Source organism: Xanthomonas sp. PPL134 (assembly GCF_040595915.1).
In the GTDB taxonomy this organism is placed as follows: domain Bacteria; phylum Pseudomonadota; class Gammaproteobacteria; order Xanthomonadales; family Xanthomonadaceae; genus Xanthomonas_A; species Xanthomonas_A indica.
Genome location: NZ_JAMDLL010000003.1, coordinates 55,317 through 73,232 on the forward strand (window position 1 = coordinate 55,317; position 17,916 = coordinate 73,232).

The 17,916-nt window shown below is 70.3% G+C and carries 12 protein-coding genes; 7 read left to right on the forward strand and 5 right to left on the reverse strand.

Translation table 11 applies throughout. The features are described from left to right. Nucleotides 1-65 precede the first annotated feature (65 nt). From M3U25_RS08200 to tkt, 7 genes are all read left to right on the forward strand, one after another. A complete protein-coding gene (locus M3U25_RS08200; RefSeq protein WP_355503719.1) occupies nt 66-1,004 on the forward strand; it encodes a DUF58 domain-containing protein in 939 nt (312 codons plus the stop codon). Next, nucleotides 1,001-1,468, forward strand: coding sequence for a DUF4381 domain-containing protein (locus tag M3U25_RS08205; protein ID WP_355503717.1), 468 nt, complete (start codon nt 1,001-1,003; stop codon nt 1,466-1,468). The genes M3U25_RS08200 and M3U25_RS08205 overlap by 4 nt, the downstream gene beginning before the upstream one ends. Then, nucleotides 1,465-2,487 (forward strand): VWA domain-containing protein, encoded by a 1,023-nt coding sequence (locus M3U25_RS08210; protein WP_242160581.1) that lies wholly within the window; start codon nt 1,465-1,467, stop codon nt 2,485-2,487. Before M3U25_RS08205 ends, M3U25_RS08210 begins: the two co-directional genes overlap by 4 nt. After that, a complete protein-coding gene (locus M3U25_RS08215; protein WP_355503715.1) occupies nt 2,484-4,349 on the forward strand; it encodes a tetratricopeptide repeat protein in 1,866 nt (621 codons plus the stop codon). The genes M3U25_RS08210 and M3U25_RS08215 overlap by 4 nt, the downstream gene beginning before the upstream one ends. Continuing rightward, nucleotides 4,346-6,109 carry a BatD family protein gene (locus tag M3U25_RS08220; RefSeq protein WP_355503713.1) on the forward strand — a complete coding sequence of 588 codons (1,764 nt, stop codon included), beginning with the start codon at nt 4,346-4,348 and terminating at the stop codon, nt 6,107-6,109. Before M3U25_RS08215 ends, M3U25_RS08220 begins: the two co-directional genes overlap by 4 nt. A 382-nt stretch (nt 6,110-6,491) precedes the next feature. Next, nucleotides 6,492-7,781 carry a dicarboxylate/amino acid:cation symporter gene (locus tag M3U25_RS08225; RefSeq protein ID WP_160947509.1) on the forward strand — a complete coding sequence of 430 codons (1,290 nt, stop codon included), beginning with the start codon at nt 6,492-6,494 and terminating at the stop codon, nt 7,779-7,781. Nucleotides 7,782-8,082: 301 nt separating this feature from the next. Further along, nucleotides 8,083-10,083, forward strand: a complete 2,001-nt coding sequence (gene tkt / locus M3U25_RS08230) for a transketolase (protein WP_355498546.1) — start codon at nt 8,083-8,085, stop codon at nt 10,081-10,083. A 194-nt stretch (nt 10,084-10,277) separates the two neighbouring features. Here tkt and M3U25_RS08235 read toward each other — a convergent pair whose 3' ends face one another. The 5 genes from M3U25_RS08235 to M3U25_RS08255 all read right to left on the reverse strand — a co-directional run bounded on the left by M3U25_RS08235 (nt 10,278) and on the right by M3U25_RS08255 (nt 17,876). Beyond that, complete coding sequence (locus M3U25_RS08235) at nt 10,278-11,042, reverse strand: DUF2894 domain-containing protein (RefSeq protein WP_355498544.1); 765 nt, start codon at nt 11,040-11,042, stop codon at nt 10,278-10,280. Continuing rightward, nucleotides 11,032-11,682 carry an OmpA family protein gene (locus tag M3U25_RS08240; RefSeq protein ID WP_355498541.1) on the reverse strand — a complete coding sequence of 217 codons (651 nt, stop codon included), beginning with the start codon at nt 11,680-11,682 and terminating at the stop codon, nt 11,032-11,034. Before M3U25_RS08240 ends, M3U25_RS08235 begins: the two co-directional genes overlap by 11 nt. Next, nucleotides 11,679-14,135, reverse strand: a complete 2,457-nt coding sequence (locus M3U25_RS08245) for a DUF802 domain-containing protein (RefSeq protein ID WP_355498538.1) — start codon at nt 14,133-14,135, stop codon at nt 11,679-11,681. Before M3U25_RS08245 ends, M3U25_RS08240 begins: the two co-directional genes overlap by 4 nt. Before the next feature lie 10 nt (nt 14,136-14,145). After that, nucleotides 14,146-14,880, reverse strand: a complete 735-nt coding sequence (locus tag M3U25_RS08250) for a DUF3348 domain-containing protein (protein ID WP_355498535.1) — start codon at nt 14,878-14,880, stop codon at nt 14,146-14,148. A gap of 257 nt (nt 14,881-15,137) precedes the next feature. After that, nucleotides 15,138-17,876: a TonB-dependent receptor gene (locus M3U25_RS08255; RefSeq protein ID WP_355498532.1), complete on the reverse strand. Its 2,739-nt coding sequence runs from the start codon at nt 17,874-17,876 to the stop codon at nt 15,138-15,140. Nucleotides 17,877-17,916: the final 40 nt, after the last annotated feature.

Sequence of the window (17,916 nt, forward strand, 5' to 3'; positions counted from 1 at the left end):
GGGTGCAGGTACGCCCGCCCTGATGCAGGGCTGACGGTCGTCCGCCTTCGCACGGAGTAACGACGATGACACCGCAGCCGACCGCGCCGGGCATACCACAGGCCGCCGCGCCGGCCGAGGCGGGCGTCCGCCCGAGCCTGACCGAACTGGTGGCGCTGCGCGCGGCCGTCGCACGAGTGCCAGCGCCGCGCCGTGGCCGTCACGGCCTCAGCGGCGCCGCGCCATCGCCGATGCGCGGGCGTGGCATGGAGTACGCCGAATCGCGCGAATACGTGGTGGGCGACGACGTCCGCCACATCGACTGGCGGCTGACCGCGCGCAGCGGCCGTACCCACACCAAATTGTTCCAGGCCGAGCGCGAGCGGCTCAGCCTGATCGTGGCCGATACCGCGCCGTCGCTCTATTTCGGTACGCGCGTCCGCTTCAAGTCGGTGCAGGCGGCGCGTGCCGGGGCAGTGGCCGCATGGGCGGCGCAGCGTCAGGGCGATCGCCTGGCCGCCCTGCGCGGCAGCCGCAGCGAAGCGCCGGTGCCGCCCGCCTCCGGACCGCGCGGGGTGCTGCGTGTGCTCGATGCGCTGGCGCGCTGGTATGCGCAGCCGCCGCAGGACGACGCCGGCCTGGGCATGGCCCTGGATCATGCGGCCAAGTTGCTGCGCCCAGGATCGCGCCTGACCGTGCTGGCCGATCCGGCCAGCGCCCAGGCGGTACCCGCCGCGCGCTGGGCCGGACTGGCGCTGCACAACGACGTCGAGTTGTTGCTGCTCGCCGATCCGCTGGAAGTGCAGCCGCCGCGCGCAGCCCTGCCGTTCTGGGCCGGCGGCCGCCGCGTGGAAGTGGATCTGCTGGCGAGCACCGCGCAGCAGCGCTGGCGCGCGCAGTTCGTGCAGCCGCTGGAAACCCTGGCTGCGGAACTGCCGGGCCGTGGCGTGCAGGTGCGGGTGCTGCTGAGCGACGCGCCCAGCGAATCGTGGTTGCTGCCGGTGTCGCAAGGGGCGATGGCATGAGTCCGCAGCAACTGCCCCTGCGCGATGTGCATCTGCCGCCGGCGCCAGCCTGGTGGCCGCCCGCACCGGGCTGGTGGATGCTGGCGGCAGTGCTGCTGCTGGCGATCGCCGCGGTGCTGTTCGTGTGGATACGCCGGCGCCAGCGCGTGCAGCGCTGGCACCGCCAGTTCGACGCGGCAACGCGCGCGGGCGAACCGCCGGCGCAGGTGGCCGCGGTCTCGGAGTTGTTGCGGCGTGCGGCACAACGCCACGATCCGGCCGCCGCGACGTTGCAGGGCGAGGACTGGCTGCGGTTCCTGGACGGTGGCGACAAGCGCCAGGCGTTCTCAGCCGGCCCGGGCCGTGTGCTGCTCGATGGCGGTTATCGGCCCAGCGTGGACCCGGCACAGGTGCAGGCGTTGCTGCCGCTGGCGCGGCGCCGGTTCCTGGTGCTGATGGCGACGCGACGTGGAGGACGGCGATGAGCCTGTTGCCGTCGTCGTGGCAGAGCCTCAGCGACCTGGTGGCCGGCTTCGCCTGGCCCTGGATGTGGCTGGCGATGCCGCTGCCCTTGCTGGCCAACCTGCTGCTGCCGGCACGCCGCGGCAATGCGCCGGCCTTGCGCGTGCCCTATGGCGAGCGCCTGCAGGCCGTGGCCGCCGCGCCGGTGCGCGGTGGGCTGTGGCGCGCCAGCGTGTGGCTGGCATGGCTGGCCTGGTTCTGCCTGTGCGCAGCGGCGGCGCGGCCGCTGCAACTGGGCGAGCCCATCGCGCCGCCGCAGCAGGCCCGACAACTGATGCTGGCGGTGGATCTGTCCGGCAGCATGAGCGAGCCGGACATGACGCTGGGCGGGCGTGTGGTCGATCGTTTGACCGCGGCCAAGGCGGTGCTGGCCGATTTCCTCGACCGCCGCGACGGCGACCGCATCGGCCTGCTGGTGTTCGGCCAGCAGGCGTATGCGCTGACTCCGCTGACCGCGGACCTGGCCACGGTGCGCGACCAGTTGCGCGACAGCGTGGTCGGCCTGGCCGGTCGCGAGACCGCGCTGGGCGATGCGATCGCGCTGGCGGTCAAGCGCCTGCGCGAGCAGAAGCAGGGCGAGCGCGTACTGATCGTGCTCACCGACGGCGTCAACACCGCCGGCGTGCTCGACCCGCTGAAGGCCGCCGAACTGGCCAAGGCCGAACACGTGCGCGTCTATACCATCGCCTTCGGTGGCGATGGCGGCATGTCCCTGTTCGGCCTGCCGATCCCCGGGAGCGGCGGCGACGATCAGGTCGACGAGGACACGCTGCGCAAGATCGCGCAGGACACCGGTGGGCGCTTCTTCCGCGCCCGCGACACTGCCGAGCTGGCCTCGATCTACGCCGAGCTGGACCGGCTCGAGCCGGTACGGTCTGCCGGCCCGGCGGTGCGGCCGCGGATCGAACGCTACGCCTGGCCGCTGGGCGCGGCCTTGGCCCTGGCGTTGCTGTCCTTCATCTGGCCCTGGAGGCGGCAATGACCCGCGTGATGGAGTTCCTCCAGGCCCTGCACCTGTTGCGTCCGGAGTGGCTGTGGGCGTTGCTGTTGCTGCCGTTGCTGGGTTGGAGCTGGTGGCGTCGGCGCCGGCGCCGCGACATCTGGCGGCGCACGGTGGACCCGCACCTGCTGCCGCACCTGCTGGCGCGCGGCGATGCCAAGGGCCGCGCCGGCCTGTTGCTGGGTGCACTGGGCTATGCGCTCGCCGTGCTGGCGCTGTCCGGGCCGAGCTGGCGCCAGGAACAGCAGCCGCTGTGGCAGGCGCGCACGCCGTTGGTGATCGCGCTGGATCTGTCCGCGCGGATCGATGCGCGCGACCTGCCGCCGTCGCGGCTGTTGCAGGCGCGGGCCAAGCTGGCGCGGCTGCTGCACGAGCGCGCCGGCGGCGAAGTGGCGCTACTGGCGTATGCCGGCGAGCCGTACACGGTGGCGCCGCTGACCGACGACGCGGCGAACGTGGGCCTGTTCCTCGACGCGCTGTCGCCGCAGGTGATGCCGGTGGCGGGGCAGCGGACCGACCTGGCGATCGACTGGGCAGCGCAGTTGCTGCGCCAGGCCGGTTTCTCCCGCGGCGACATCCTGGTGCTCAGCGATCAGGCCGATGCGCAGGCGCAGCAGGCGGCGGCGCGTGCGGCCGGGCAGGGCTATCACGTGTCCGCGCTGGGATTGGGCACCGCGCAGGGCGCTGCCTACCGCGACGACCAGGGCCGGCTGGCGCACGCGCGACTGGATGCCGGCTCGCTGCGTGCGCTGGCCACGGCCGGCGCGGGGCGCTATGCCGCGTTGACGCCCGACGATAGCGACCTGCGCGCGCTGGGCGTGTTGCGGCCGCAGGAAGCGGACGCCACGGCCGCCGACGAAAGCCATGGCCGCGTGTGGCTCGATCAAGGCTATTGGTTGCTGCCGCCACTGATGCTGCTGGCATTGCTCGCGTTCCGCCGCCGTGGTGGCGCCGCGGTGCTGCTGCTGGTGCTGGCGCCGCTGGCGATGCCGCTACCGGTCCATGCGCAGGCGCAGGCGCAGGCGTCGAAGGCGCCACAGGCACAGACGCAGGCGTCCGGTCCTGTTGCAGGTGGATGGTGGGAACGTGCCGACCAGGTCCGCCAGCAGCGGCTGGACGCCGGCGTGCAGGCGTATCGCAAGGGCGATTTCGCCGCCGCCCAACAGCAGTTCGAAGGCATCGACAACGATGCCGGATGGTACAACCTCGGCAATGCGCTGGCGCGCCAGGGCCGTTACGACGAGGCGATCGACGCGTACGACAAGGCGCTGAAGCTGCATCCGCAGATGGCCGATGCGATCGCGAACCGCGCCGCGGTGGAGGCCGCGCGCAAGCGTCAGTCGTCGCAGAACTCCAAGTCCGGCCAGCAGGGCAAGGACGGCCAGCAGCAGAAGAACGGTCAGCAACAGAGCGGACAGCAACAGAACGGACAGCAGCAGTCGGGCCAGCAGCAGTCGGGCCAGCAGCAGAATGGTCAGCAGAAGGACCAGCAGCAAGCGCAGGGCGGCCAGCAACAGAACGGCAAGCAGCGCGACGGCCAGCGGGGGCGCGAAGGCGCCAAGGACGCGCAACAGGCGCCACCGAAGCCCGGCGATGCGCAGGCGCAACAGCAGGCCGATGCGGCGCAGCGCCAGCAGATGCAGCAGGCGATGGCGCAGCAGGGCGGCACCGACAAGCAGGCCGCGGAACGCGCGGCTGCCGCCGCGAACGAGACGCCGCAGCAGCGCGAGCAGCGCCAGGCGGTGGAGGCGTGGTTGCGGCGGGTACCGGACGATCCGGGCAATCTGCTGCGCGCCAAATTCAGGCTGGAACACGAACGCAGGCAGCGGGAACAGGAACCATGATCCACTTCAAGCGATTCGGTCAGCGGGGGCGCGTCGGCGCGGTGCTGATGGCGTTGGCCGCGCTGCTGCTGGCGCTGCCGGCAGGCGCCGCCACGCGTGCGTGGCTGGATCGCGACAACGTCGGCGCCGGCGAGGGCGTGACCCTCAACATCGAGACCGATCAAGCCACGGCGACCCCGGACTACACGCCGCTGCGCGCGGATTTCGCGCTCAGCAACGAGGTCAAGAGCCGGCAGATGCAGATCGTCAACGGTGCGGTCTCGGCGAAGTCCCTGTTCGGCGTGATCCTGACCCCGCGCAGCACCGGTACGCTGGAGATCCCGTCGCTGCAGGTCGGCAACGAGCGCACCGCGCCATTGCGGTTGGAGGTGGGCGCAGCCAGCGCCGCGGCGCCCGCCACCGCCAACGCCAACGCCGATGTGCCGGCGCAGGTGGGCAACGCCGATGTGTTCGTGCAGACCGTCGTCGACGACGCGCAGCCCTATGTGCAGCAGAGCGTGGGCGTAGTGGTGCGGCTGTATCTCGGCGTGCCGCTGAGTTCCGGCGAACTGGACCTGGACGCACCGGCGGGCGCGTCGTTGCAGCGCGTCGGCGACGATATCCAGAACCGCCGCCAGATCGACGGACGCATGTACACCGTGGTCGAGCGGCATTACCTGCTGGTCCCCGAACGCAGCGGACCGCTGCTGTTGCCGGGCGCGCGTTTCAGCGGGCGTGGCCCCACCGGTTTCTTTGACGACTACTTCGGCCGCGGTGGCGAACTCAATGCGCGCGGTACCGCGCAGACCCTGCAGGTGCGCGCGCAGCCGGCCAATGCGCCGCAGCCATGGCTGCCGCTGCACGAATTGCGCCTGCGCTATACCGCCACGCCGCAGCGCGCCAAGGCCGGCGAAGCGGCCGACATCGTGGTCGAGGCCACCGCACGCGGCGCCACCCAGGCCCAGTTCCCCGAACTGCCCACGCCCAGCGTCGATGGCGCGCAGGTGTTCGCCGAGCCGCCGCAGGTGCAGGAACGCTTCGTCGACGGCGGCCCGCAGGTGACCGTCACCCGCCGCTACTCGATCGTGCCGCAGGCGGCGGGCCCGTTGCTGGTGCGCGGCCTGCGCATGCCCTGGTGGGATGTCGGCGCCGGGGCCGCGCGCGAGGCCAGCCTGCCGGACCTGACCCTGCAGGTGCAGCCTGGGCAAGGCGTGCCTGCGCCGGCGCCGGCGCCGGTCAGTCCGACGGCGCCGACGCTGAGCGTGGTATCGCCGGACAACGCGGTGGCGCCGACGCACACGCTGCGTGGACGGCTCGCTTCGTTGCCGCTGTGGATGGCATTGGCCGCGGGCTTTGCGGTGCTATGGCTGGCGACCCTGGTCTGGGCCTGGCGTCGCGCGCGCCGCCCGCGCGGCGCGGCCGCGCTGCCGTCGACGGCGCCCAACGCTGCGCCTGGCACGCCATCGGCGCCTGCAAGCGCCCGCGCCGCGCTGCCGGCGTTGCGCAAGGCCCTGGACAGCGGCGGACTGGACGAGGTCGCGGCGATCCTGTGCGCACAGGCGGGCGTCGCCGACCTGGATACGGTCGTGCAGCGTCTGGACGATCCGGCACAGCGCGAGGCGGTGCTGCGCATGCAGCACGCGCGCTGGGGCGGTGGCGGCGATGTGAGCGGTGCGCGCGCCGCGTTGCGCCAGGCGTTCTGGGCCGGGCCGCGTTGGCGCGCTGCGCCGCGCAAGCAAGACAAGGATGATTTGCCGCCGTTGTATCCGCGCGACGCGTGAGTTCCTGGTGTTATGCGCGTAACGCTGATCGTTCTCAGCGACGCAGCGTGATCGATGGTGCTGCCGCCGATTTCTCAGGTGCTTAACGGAAGACCGGCGGCGGACGCGGCCATAGCTGCAACACGATGCCGATGGCGTGATCGAGCGAATGGCGCGGATCCAGCTTCGCGCCATTCGTGTCTCACCCAGGGCACAGGAGGTTGACGCCCGGCCATACGCCTTGGTGCAGACGCAGTCATGGCTGGCCAACCTGTCCATCAAGTTTTTTGTCGCCACTACGTCTATCGACGGCGCCTTGCCATAGGACTCGCACCAGCGGCGAGATGTCGACGCTTGCTCATGGTTTGTTAAGCTGGGTGTTCCTCCTTGCAAGGCGCACACCATGACCGACACTCCCGTGAAGGCCGAAACCGGCATGCCGTTGCACTGGAAAATGGCGATCGGCTTCGTCCTCGGGCTGGTGCTGGGCCTGGCGGTGCATATGAGCGTGGGCGGCGATGCGGCGTGGGTGCAGGCGCTGACCAAGTACCTCACCACGCCGTTCTCCAAGCTGTTCCTCAACCTGATCTTCATGCTGATCGTGCCGCTGCTGTTCTCGGCGCTGGTGATGGGCATTTCGGAGATGGGCGACATCCGTGCGCTCGGCCGGATCGGCTGGAAGACGCTGGGCTATACGGTGGTGCTGTCCGGGGTGGCGGTGCTGCTCGGCCTGGTGCTGGTCAACGTGCTCAAGCCCGGCATCGGCGTGGATCGCGAGCTGGCGCAGCAGTTGCTGCAGCAGAACGTGGAGCGGACGGCGCAGATCGTCGACCAGAGCAAGCACCAGCCGCACGGCATGGACATGCTGTTGTCGATCGTGCCCGACAACGTGGTCGCGGCCGCCTCCAGCAACGGCGCGATCCTGTCGCTGATGTTCTTCGCGGTGATGTTCGGCGTGGGCATGGTGCTCAGCGACGACGCCAAGGTGGCGACGCTGCGCCGCGGCATCGAGGGCGTGTTCGAGATCTCGATGACCCTGATCGGCCTGGTGATCCGCCTGGCGCCGTATGCGGTGGCCTGCTTCATGTTCAACCTGGCGGCACTGTTCGGCTTCGAGCTGCTGGTGCGGCTGGGCGCCTATGTGGGCGTGGTGGTGCTGGCGCTGGGCCTGCACATGGTGGTGAGCTACGGCGTGGCGGTGCGCCTGGCCGGACGCTCGCCGCTGTGGTTCTTCCGCTCTACCCGCGAAGCGACGGTGATGGCGTTCTCCACCGCGTCCAGCAACGCCACCCTGCCGACCGCGCTGCGCGTGGCCGATCAGATGGGGCTGCCGCACAAGGTCTCGCGTTTCGTGCTGACCGTCGGCGCCACCGCCAACCAGAACGGCACCGCGCTGTTCGAGGGGGTGACGGTGATCTTCCTGGCGCAGTTCTTCGGCGTGGAACTGAGCATCGCGCAGCAATGCATGGTGATGCTGGTGTGCATCCTCGGCGGCATCGGCACTGCCGGCGTGCCATCCGGCTCGCTGCCGGTGGTGGCGCTGATCTGCGCGATGGTCGGCGTCGACCCGGTCGGCATCGGCATGATCCTGGGCGTCAACCATTTCCTGGACATGTGCCGCACCGCGCTGAACGTGACCGGCGACCTGGCCCTGACCACGCTGGTGGCCAAGGGCGAGGATGGCGGGAATTAGGGATTCGGGATTGGTAAGGGCCGCAGCGTCGCGGCCTGACAGGCCGCGCGTTGTAGCGGCCTCAGCCGCGATGGACCATCCCGGAAAACGCCCGTTGCGGTTGAAGCCGCTTCTACGCCATCCGGGGCCTACAGCCGGTGACGCTACGAATCCCGAATCCCGAATCCCCAATCCCCAATCCCCAATCCCCAATCCCCAATCCCCAATCCCCAATCCCCAATCCCCAATCCCCAATCCCCAATCCCAGCCTGTGGGACAATAGTGGGCCCGACGCCACGCGCCCGCTTCCGACAGATCCCTCATGACGACGCCTACCCGCCGCGAACTCGCCAACGCGATCCGTTTCCTTGCCGCCGATGCGGTCGAGGCCGCCAATTCCGGCCACCCCGGCATGCCGATGGGCATGGCCGACATCGCCGAAGTGCTGTGGAACGACTTCCTCAGCCACAATCCGAACAACCCGCACTGGTTCAATCGCGACCGCTTCGTGCTGTCCAACGGCCATGGCTCGATGCTGCAGTACGCGCTGTTGCACCTGTCCGGCTACGACCTGCCGATCGAGGAGCTCAAGCGCTTCCGTCAGCTGCACAGCAAGACCGCCGGCCACCCCGAGCGCAGCGAGACCCCGGGGGTGGAGACCACCACCGGTCCGCTGGGTCAGGGCTTTGCCAACGCGGTCGGTTTCGCGCTGGCCGAGAAGTTGCTGGCGCAGCGCTACAACCGCCCCGAGCACCAGATCGTCGACCACCGTACCTGGGTGTTCATGGGCGACGGCTGCATGATGGAAGGCGTGTCGCATGAAGCCGCGTCGCTGGCCGGCACCTGGGGCCTGGGCAAGCTGGTCGCGTTCTGGGACAACAACCATATCTCCATCGACGGCAACACCGCCGGCTGGTTCAGCGACAACACTCCGGCCCGGTTCGAGGCCTATAACTGGCACGTGATCCGCGATGTCGACGGCCAGGATGCCGACGCGGTCAAGGCCGCGATCGAGGCCGCGATCGCCGAGAGCGAGAAGCCGACCCTGATCTGCTGCCGCACCACCATCGGCTTCGGTGCGCCGACCAAGGCCGGCAAGGAATCCTCGCACGGCGCCGCGCTGGGCAAGGAAGAGCTGGAAGGCGCGCGCAAGGCGCTGAACTGGCCGTATGCGCCGTTCGAGATCCCGCAGGCGATCTACGACGGCTGGCGCGCCGGTGGTGCGGGCACGCTGCGCCAGGCCGAGTGGGAGCAGGCCTTCGACAAGTACGCCAAGCAGTACCCGGCCGAAGCCGCGGAACTGACCCGCCGCTCGCATGGCGAGCTGCCGGAAGACTTCCTCGCCCAGGCCGACGCCTACATCGCCAAGCAGGCCGCCGAAGGCCAGACCATCGCCTCGCGCAAGGCGTCGCAGATGGCGATCGAGGCGTTCGCGCCGCTGCTGCCGGAGCTGGTCGGCGGTTCGGCCGACCTGGCGCATTCCAACCTGACCCTGTGGAAGGCCAGCAAGTCGGTCGCCACCGACGATCCGAACGCCAACTACGTGTACTACGGCGTGCGCGAGTTCGGCATGACCGCCATCGCCAACGGCCTGGCGCTGCACGGCGGCTTCATCCCGTTCGACGCCACCTTCCTGGTGTTCAGCGACTACGCGCGCAACGGCGTGCGCATGAGCGCGCTGATCCCGGCGCATGCGATCCACGTCTACACCCACGATTCGATCGGTCTGGGCGAGGATGGCCCGACCCATCAGCCGGTGGAACACCTGGCGTCGCTGCGCTACATCCCCAACAACGACGTGTGGCGCCCCTGCGACACGGTGGAGTCGGCGGTGAGCTGGAAGGTCGCGATCACCCGCAAGGATGGCCCGAGCTGCCTGGTGTTCAGCCGCCAGAACCTGCCGCACCAGCCGCGCAGCGCCGAGCAGATCAAGCAGATCGAGCGCGGCGGCTACGTACTGGCCGATGCCGAGGGCGGCACGCCCGACGTGATCCTGATCGGCACCGGCTCGGAAGTCGGCCTGGCGGTGGAAGCCAAGCAGGCGCTGGATGCTGCGGGCCTGAAGACCCGCGTGGTGTCGATGCCGTGCACCGACGTGTTCGATCGCCAGGACGCCGCTTACCGCGAGTCGGTGCTGCCGTCGTCCGTGCGCAAGCGCGTGGCGGTGGAAGCCGGTGTCACTGCCTTCTGGCGCGCCTACGTGGGCCTGGACGGCGCCGTGGTCGGCATCGACAGCTTCGGCGCCTCGGCGCCGGCGAACGTGCTGTACAAGCACTTCCAGATCACCGCCGAGCACGTGGTGGCGGCGGCGAAGGCGCTGTAAGCCGATCCCGCGATGGAAGACGGAAAAGGCCGGCGTATGCCGGCCTTTTTCTTGCCTGTGCGGATGTGACGTATGAGGGAAAGTGGATCTCGTAGGAGCGGCTTCAGCCGCGACCGCCGTTCCCTGTAACGCCCGTCGCAGCTAAAGCCGCTCCTGCCACGACGCTGTCGGCGTTACGTGCATTGGCGAGGTGCTCAACCGCGCTTGCGCGGCCTGCTGCGCGGCGTCGCAGGTTTGCCGGCGGTGCTGCCGGATTTTTGCGGCGTCGCCAGTGCGCCAGCCTCCTGCAGTTGCTGCAGCCAGGACAGCGCGTCGACATAGGACAGGAAGTGCTGCAGATAGCCGGGCGAGAGCGTGCGCATCAGCGTCAGTGCGCGATGCACCAGCACGCCGGAGTTCAGCGGACCGGCGTCGGCGGGTGCCGGTTGCAGCGACTGCCGCAACTGGCTGCGGCTGCGCAGTTCGGTCCACAGCCGGCGCGCGTCTTCGACCGCGGGCAACTGTGGCGCGACGAGGCGCGCCGGCGCCGTTGCGGACGACGGCGCTGCGTCAGCTGGCGACGCTGCCGCTGTGAGCGGCTCGGTGGTGGTGGTCCCCGTGCCGGTGTCGGCGCCCAGGCCGGGCGCGGCGTCGGATTCGGTGGCAACGTTGCTGGTGCTGGTGCTGGCAGCCGAACGATGTTCCGCCAGCAGTGCGCCCAGCGGACTCGGCTGGGCCGAGAGCGCCGCGGCGTCGGCGGTATCGCCAGTGTCCGGCGGCGCTGCGGCCAGCGCGGCCGCGTAGGCGTCGAGCAGAGCGGACAGCTTCTGCTCCAGCAGTTCCCGCGCCTTGCCCTGCTGCGCCTCGGTGCGGCGTACCAGCGCCTCAAGGAAGCGGAAACGCAGCGGGTCCAGCCGCTCGGCATGCTGTGCGCGCCAGGCGGCAAGACGGTCGGCGGCGGCGATTGGATCAGGGCGCATGCGGTGTCGCGGGGCGCTTGCGCATGCGCGGCAATGGTGCCATCTCCACGCGGCGGTTGCTGGCGCGTCCGGCCTCGTCCACGTTCGGCGCCACTGGCTGCTGCGCGCCGAAGGCCGCGGCGAAGACCGCATCGGCCGGTACGCCGGCCTCGATCAGCGCGCGGGTCACGGTCAGCGCACGCTCGGCCGACAGTTCCCAGTTGTCGGCGAACTGGCGGTTGCTCTCGCGCACCTGGCGGTCGTCGGTGAAGCCGCTGACCATCAGGATCTCGTCGCGGGCCTTGAGGTAGCCGGCCAGCGGCGCGGCCAGGCTCTTCAGCAGGTCGCGGCCCTCCGGCTGCAACTGATCCGAGTTCAACGCGAACAGCACGTTGCCGCGGATGCCGATGCGGCCGTCGACCAGAGTCACCCGGCCCGCCGCCAGCGGGACCGCCAGCGCCTGTTCCAGGGTCTTGCGCTGTTGCGCTTCGCGCTGGTGCTCACGCATTTCCGCGTCCAGCTTGTTCGCCAACTGCAGCTGCACGCCGATCACCCCGATCAGGATCAGCACGAAGGCGCCGAGCAGCACCGACATCAGGTCGCCGAACACCGCCCAGACCGGCGCGCCGCTGTCGGCCTCGAGTTCCAGCTCGTCGCTCATGCCGCGTCGGCCTGGTCGGGCGCCTGGCGCGCGGCGAGCTGGCGCAGCTCTTCGGTGATCTGCTGCTGCGAGAGCATGCTCAGGTCGATCACTTCGCGCGCCTGCGCCACGTAGTACGCCAATTGCTCATCGCTGCGCGCCAGCGACTTGTCCAGCGCCTGTTCGATGCCCTGCAGGCGTTCCAGCAGCGCCGTATTCGATTCGCCGAAGGCCTGCACCGCACCGGCGAAGGCGTCGCCCAGGCTGGCCACTTCGGTGGCGCCGGCGACGACCTGTGCGGCGGCGTCGCCGAGCTTGCCGGTCTCGGCTTCGATCCGGTCGGTGAAGCGGCTGCCGACGCGCTCCAGCAGGTCGGCCGAGGTGGCGACCAGGGCGTCCACCGCGCTGCGCTGTTCGGTGGACGCGTGGTTGACCGCCTCCAGCAGGGTCTGCAACGTGGCCAGCAGGCGGTTGCGTTCGTCCAGCATCGCGGTGTCGCGGACCATGCTGTCGGAGAGCTTCTGGCGCAGTTCGGCGACCACGTCGGCCGCCGCCTTCGGCGCTTCCGAGGCGACCTGCACCAGCCGCTCGATCTCGGCGATGGTGTCGCGCGCCTGCGCCTGGCTCTGTTCCGACATCGCCGCGGCGGTCTCCTGCAGGGTGCTGCAGATCTCCTGCTGGCGCTGCGCGATGCGCTCGCCGTGGTGCTCCCACTGCCCGCCGAGGGTGGCGGCCATGCTGGCGAAGCTGTCGGTCCAGGCGCGCAGGCGCGCCTGGTCGCGCGCTTCCAGCGCCTGCTGCAGGTCGGCGTGTGCCTGCTGCAGCGTCTCGGCCAGCGCGGCGGCGCGCTGTTCCAGGGTGGCCGCGGCCGTGTCCAGCGCCTGCGCATTGCGCGTGGCGAGGGCCTCGTTGACGTCGCGTTGCTGCGCCAGCGCCGCGCTCCAGGCCTGTTGCGCGGCCTCGGCAGTGCTGTCCAGGCGCGTCGCCACGGTCTCCAGCGCCTGCGCATTGCGCACGGCGAGGGCCTCGTTGACGTCGCGTTGCTGCGCCAGCGCGGCGCTCCAGGCCTGCTGCGCGGCTTCGGCGGTGGCGTCCAGACGGGTCGCCACGGTGTCCAGCGCCTGCGCGTGGCGCGTGGCGAGCGTCTCGTTGACCTCACGCTGCTGCGTCAGTGCCGCGCCCCAGGCCTGTTGTGCGGCCTCGGCGGTGGCATCCAGGCGGGTCGCCACCGTGTCCAGCGCCTGCGCATGGCGCGCGGCGAGACCGTCGTTGGCCGCGCGCTGCTGCGTCAGGGCCTCGGCCCAGGCCTGCCTGGCGTCGTCGCTGGCGGCCTGCAGGCGTGCCGCGGTCGCCTCCACCAGGCTGGTGGTGCGCTGTTCCAGGCCGTCGCCGGCGCGTTGCAGCGCGCTGCCGAGTTCCTGCAGCAGCGCGCCGTTGGCGCGTTGCTGCTCGGCCAGCGCCTTGTCCCAGCGCTGGGTGGCCTGCTCGGCGGCCTGTGCGAAGCCGCTGGACAGACCGTCCAGTTGTCGCTGCACCGCCTGGCCGACGCTGTCCTGCAGCGTGGCGGTCTCGCGCGCCACGCCGTCGAGGGTGCGCTGCACCACCGGTTCCAGCGCATCGCCGAACGCACGCGCGTGCGCGGCCACGCCGGCCTGCAGGGCGTGTTCCACGGCCCCGGCCAGGCGCGTGTAGGCGGCTTCGGTCCGGCTGTGGAAGGCGTCCTGGCTGCTGGCCAGGCGTTCGCCGCTGACCGCGCTGTGCTGTTCCAGCGCCGCCATCATGGTCTGCATGCGCTCGATCAGGCCGGGCATCAGCGTGGCCTGGGTCTGCAGCAGCTTGAAGGCCTCGTTGCGCTGGTAGGCCAGCGAATGCGTGCGCAACGCGGTGGCCGCATGCAGGTCCAACTGCTGCACCGCCTGCAGGCGCTCGCGCCGGCACAGCGCGGCGAGCAGGCCGAGCATCGCCGAGGTGGCCACGCCGGCGATGGAGGTGCCGAAGGCGAAGCCCAGGCCCTTCAGCGGCGCCGCCAGCGAGGCGCGGATGGCCTGCAGGTCGGTGGCGCTGTCCAGCGCCAGGCCGGTGCCGCGCAGGGTGGCCATCATGCCCAGGAAGGTGCCGAGCATGCCCAGCAGCACCAGCAGGCCGACCAGGTACGGGGTCAAGGCCGGCACCGGCAGGGCCGCGCGCTCGCCCTCGATGCGCAGGCGCACCGCGTTGCGCAGGCTGGGGTGCAGGCGCTGCAGCCAGCCGCCCAGGTCGCTGCTTGCGGCGTCGGCTTGCGCCAGCGCGCCGTGCAGGGTCTGCGTGGCCTGGCGGTAGCGGTACAGCTCGGCGATGCCGGCCAGGTAGCAGAGGCCGATCAGCGCGGCGAAGCCGGCGCCCAGCGGGTTGGAGCCGAGATAGCCGACGCCGATCCAGCAGACCACGGCGAGGCCGGCGAGGAACAGGGCGGAATGGAGCAGGGTCTTGGGCATGAGGGTCAAATCAACGGCTGCGAAGCGCGGCGAGCAGCGCTTCGATGGGATGGAAGCGGACGTCCAGTTCGGCGCGCAGGACGCTGTGCAGGTCCCGGCGGAACAGGTCCAGCCAGGCCACGTCGGACGGCGCCGGGAGAGGGTCGGTGGGCGTTGGATCGGGAGTGGGTGCCGCCGCCGTCGCGCGCAGGCGCTGGAAATGCGCCTCCAGCAGGTTGGGCACCGTCGCCAGCAAGGTCTGCTCGCGCGGGCTGAGGGTCAGTTCCATGACCGCATCGACCTCGGCCAGCCGCGCCATGTCCGGCGAGAGCGGGATCAGGGCATCGCGCAGCAGGCCACGCAGGCGCCCGGTCGCGGTGAGCATCGCGCGTTGCAGCGCCAGGTAGCGCTGGCGGAACGGCGCGTACTCGATCGGCGCGTCGGGGGCGTGCTGGCGCTTGCCCACGGGCTTGCCGGTCTCCTTGGCGATGTCCAGGGCGATGCCTTCTTCCAGCGCGGCGCGCACGCGCAGGCATTCGGCCTCCAGCGCCGACGGTTCCGGCGCTTCGGGCGCGTCTTCGGCGGGCTCGGGCAGTTTGCCGTCCAGCGCCCGCGACACCGCCACCGCGCGGTTCCAGTCGATCCATTGGCCGAGCCGATCGGCCAGCGCGGGGCTGGACGCGGGCATCGGCGCATCGCTCAGGCGCGCCAGCAGGCGAATGAAGGCCGGGCCCGGGACGGGCGCCCGTGAAGGGGCTTTCGCCATGTGAGGGGTCAAAAACCCGCAATTTTACACGCGAATGACATCCCCCGCCGGCACTTGGCCGCGGGGGAACGGAAACCGTTGCGTGGCAGGCACCACGCGGTCCTGGCGGCGTCCAGGTGGGGCTGGCGGCGCAGGCGCCCGGGGATGCGGGGCGCTCGCTGGCGCGGCCGCAGGGCCGACCGCGCCCTCGGGGCGCGTCCAGGCCGCCCGATGCGCCGCAAGGCCTCCGGCGCGGCACGCCGGAGGCAGGCGCGGCGTCAGTAGGTGTAGCTCAGCGTGAGCATGTACACGCGCCCGGTTTCCACGTAGGCGCCATCGGCACCGGGGTCGTAGGCCATGTAGCGCGTGGACTTGCCCTGGGTTTCGTAGAACGTGGCCGCGTTCAGCAGGTTCTTGGCGGCGATCCCGACATCGATGCCGTGCGGCAGGTGGTAGGTGGCGGTGAAGTCCAGCGACTTGACCGGCTGCAGGTAGTAGTTGAGCCGGTCGCTGGTCAGGCCGAGCAGTTGCAGGCCGGTGTAGTTGTAGGTCAGGTCGGCGCGCAGGCGGCTGTCGTCGTAGAACAGGTCCAGGTTGTAGATGCGCTCGGGCGCACGCGGCAGCCAGGTCTTTTCAGGTTGGTCGGCGCGCTTGCTGTCGGCGGAGCTGTGCTGCAGGGTCAGGTTGGCGGCGATGCCGAGATTGCCCCAGAACCCGGGCAGGTCCTGCAGGCGCTTGCTGCCGGCCAGCTCCACGCCGTACAGCGTGGCGGTGCCGCCGTTCTGCGGCATGGTCACCGGCACGCCGTCCTCGAAGGTGGTGCCGGTCGGGACCAGGCCGCCGAGCGTGTTGTCGTTGCTGGTCGCCGACTGCGAGGTGTAGATGAAGCCGGTGATGCGCTTGTAGTAGGTCGAGGCGCTGAGCACGCCGCCGTTGCGGTCGTAGAACTCCGCGGACAGGTCGGCGTTGTCGGCCTTGCTCGGCTGCAGGTCGGGATTGGGTTTGGAAATGCCAATGACCTTCTGGGTGGGGTCGACGGTGTACACGGTCTCGCCGGAGATAAGGCCGAACGCCGGGCGGCTGAAGCTGCGCCGCAGCGAGGCGCGGTAGACGGTCAGCTCGTCCGGGCGGTAGTTGAGGCTGATGTCGGGCAGCACCTCGCCATAGCTGCGGCCGCTGCCGACGAAGCGGCCGTTGATGCCGTCGCCGTTGGATTGCCAGGCGTCGGCCGAGTAGCGGGTCAGTTCGTAGCGCACCCCGGGCAGCATCGTCACAGCGCCGACATGCAGCGTGGCCATCGCGTAGCCGGCGTAGATCGCCTCGGTGCTGGAGGTGGTGTTGGCGTTGTAGTCGTTGGCGGTATAGACGCCGGCCCCATTGGGATCGTTGACGTACTTGTACGGCACAGCCTGCGCACGCACCCAGTCGCGGTCGAGGATCTTGAACGGGCCAGCATAGTGGCCATCGAAGGCGGCGTAGGTGAGACGGCCGGGCAGCGCGCTCAGCGGCGGGCCGCCGGCGTTGGGGAACACGTAGTTGCTGCCGCCGAAGTAGGGGCCGTTGTAGATGAAGTTGCCGTCCTTGTGGAAGAACGGGTGATCGTAGGAGCCGCGGTCGGCATGGTCCAGCGACAGGCCGGTCTTGACCTCGTCGAGCAGGTCGCCGTCTACGCGGTAGCTGATGTCGGCATGCGCGCTGGCGCGGTTGTCATGGCTGCCGGCGTCGTGGCCCTGGGTCTTCCAGAACAGCGCCGAATCCAGGCTGTAGAAGAAGTTCTTCAGGGCCGGCGAGCTCGGGCCGATGCCCGGATAGGTGGGGTCGCTGAGGTCGAACGCGAAGCTGCCCGGGGTGAAGCCGTACAGGCTGGCCGCGACATAGTCCGGTCGGGCGCGCGTACCGCGTCCGAACGAGCCGCCGTAGTCGAAGCGCAGGCGGTCCAGCGTGGTCTGCCCGCCCAGTTGCAGCGTGGCCAGGGTTTCCTTGATGTCGTGGGTGTTGAAGTAGCCGCCACGCACCGCGGTCGGCTGGTTGTTGACGGTTTCCAGGCGTGCGCTGGACTGGTCCTGCTGGCCGGTGACGTTGTAGCTGCCGTAGATGGCGCGGGCGAAGAGGGAGGTGTGGTCGCCCTGCCAGTCGAAGGCGAGATTGCCGCCGTAGCGCTCGCTCTGGCTGGTGTAGACGCTGTACTTGTAGCGGGCGCTGAGCAGCGGGCCGACGTCGCGCAGGTCCACCGCCTTGGCCTGCGCCGGGTCCGCCGGGAAGTACGCGCTGTTGGGCGCTGGCGCCTGCGCCATGTTGTTGTTCTTGCCGTAGTAGGCCGAGGCGTAGATGCCGAACGCGTGGTCGTCGCCGAACTTCCAGGCCAGCTCCTGTTGCACCGTGCCGCCGGTGTGCTTGCCGCCGAGGTCGGAGGCGAGCGCGTTGAACTGGCCTTGCGCGGTGGTCTTGCCGTAGAAGTCGCCGTCGAAATCGAACGCGCTGGGCGTGCGCATGTCGATCGCGCCGCCGATCGCGTCGCCCGGCAGGTCCGGGGTCGGCGACTTGGAGACCTTGACCGACTGGATGCCGAACGGCGCCAGCATGTTCAGCGAGATCGCACGCGTGGACGAATCGGTCTCGGGCATGCCGAAGCCGTTGAGGCTGTAGCTGTTGTAGCTGGCATCCAGGCCGCGGATGCTGACGTAGGCGTTCTCGCCGGTGGTGGCCTGGCCCAGATGCATGTCGCTGTAGGCCGACAGGCCGGGCAGGTGCGCGACCACGTCGGCGATGCCGGCGGAGGGGATCGCGTCGATCTGCTGCTTGCTCATCACGCTGTTGACGCCGCTGGACAGGCGCTGTTCGTCCAGCGAACCCGGCGCGCTGGCCTGCGCCGCCTGCACGTTGACCGAGTCCAGGGTGGTGGTGCGCGCACTGGCGTCAGCGGGGTCGTTGGCATCGCTGGCGTGGGCGGCTGGCGAGAGCGCCAGCGCAAGGGCGATGGCACAGCACAAGGGACGGGGGCGATGGAACACGGGCATGGGCACGACTCGTTGGGGGAAACAGCGGTTGCGATCCGAA

Bases quoted from the DNA above. Each gene is read 5' to 3' on its own strand.
- M3U25_RS08200 (WP_355503719.1), top strand. From the start codon at position 66: ATGACACCGCAGCCGACCGCGCCGGGCATACCACAGGCCGCCGCGCCG.
- M3U25_RS08205 (WP_355503717.1), top strand. From the start codon at position 1,001: ATGAGTCCGCAGCAACTGCCCCTGCGCGATGTGCATCTGCCGCCGGCG.
- M3U25_RS08210 (WP_242160581.1), top strand. From the start codon at position 1,465: ATGAGCCTGTTGCCGTCGTCGTGGCAGAGCCTCAGCGACCTGGTGGCC.
- M3U25_RS08215 (WP_355503715.1), top strand. From the start codon at position 2,484: ATGACCCGCGTGATGGAGTTCCTCCAGGCCCTGCACCTGTTGCGTCCG.
- M3U25_RS08220 (WP_355503713.1), top strand. From the start codon at position 4,346: ATGATCCACTTCAAGCGATTCGGTCAGCGGGGGCGCGTCGGCGCGGTG.
- M3U25_RS08225 (WP_160947509.1), top strand. From the start codon at position 6,492: ATGACCGACACTCCCGTGAAGGCCGAAACCGGCATGCCGTTGCACTGG.
- tkt (WP_355498546.1), top strand. From the start codon at position 8,083: ATGACGACGCCTACCCGCCGCGAACTCGCCAACGCGATCCGTTTCCTT.
- M3U25_RS08235 (WP_355498544.1), bottom strand. From the start codon at position 11,042: ATGCGCCCTGATCCAATCGCCGCCGCCGACCGTCTTGCCGCCTGGCGC.
- M3U25_RS08240 (WP_355498541.1), bottom strand. From the start codon at position 11,682: ATGAGCGACGAGCTGGAACTCGAGGCCGACAGCGGCGCGCCGGTCTGG.
- M3U25_RS08245 (WP_355498538.1), bottom strand. From the start codon at position 14,135: ATGCCCAAGACCCTGCTCCATTCCGCCCTGTTCCTCGCCGGCCTCGCC.
- M3U25_RS08250 (WP_355498535.1), bottom strand. From the start codon at position 14,880: ATGGCGAAAGCCCCTTCACGGGCGCCCGTCCCGGGCCCGGCCTTCATT.
- M3U25_RS08255 (WP_355498532.1), bottom strand. From the start codon at position 17,876: ATGCCCGTGTTCCATCGCCCCCGTCCCTTGTGCTGTGCCATCGCCCTT.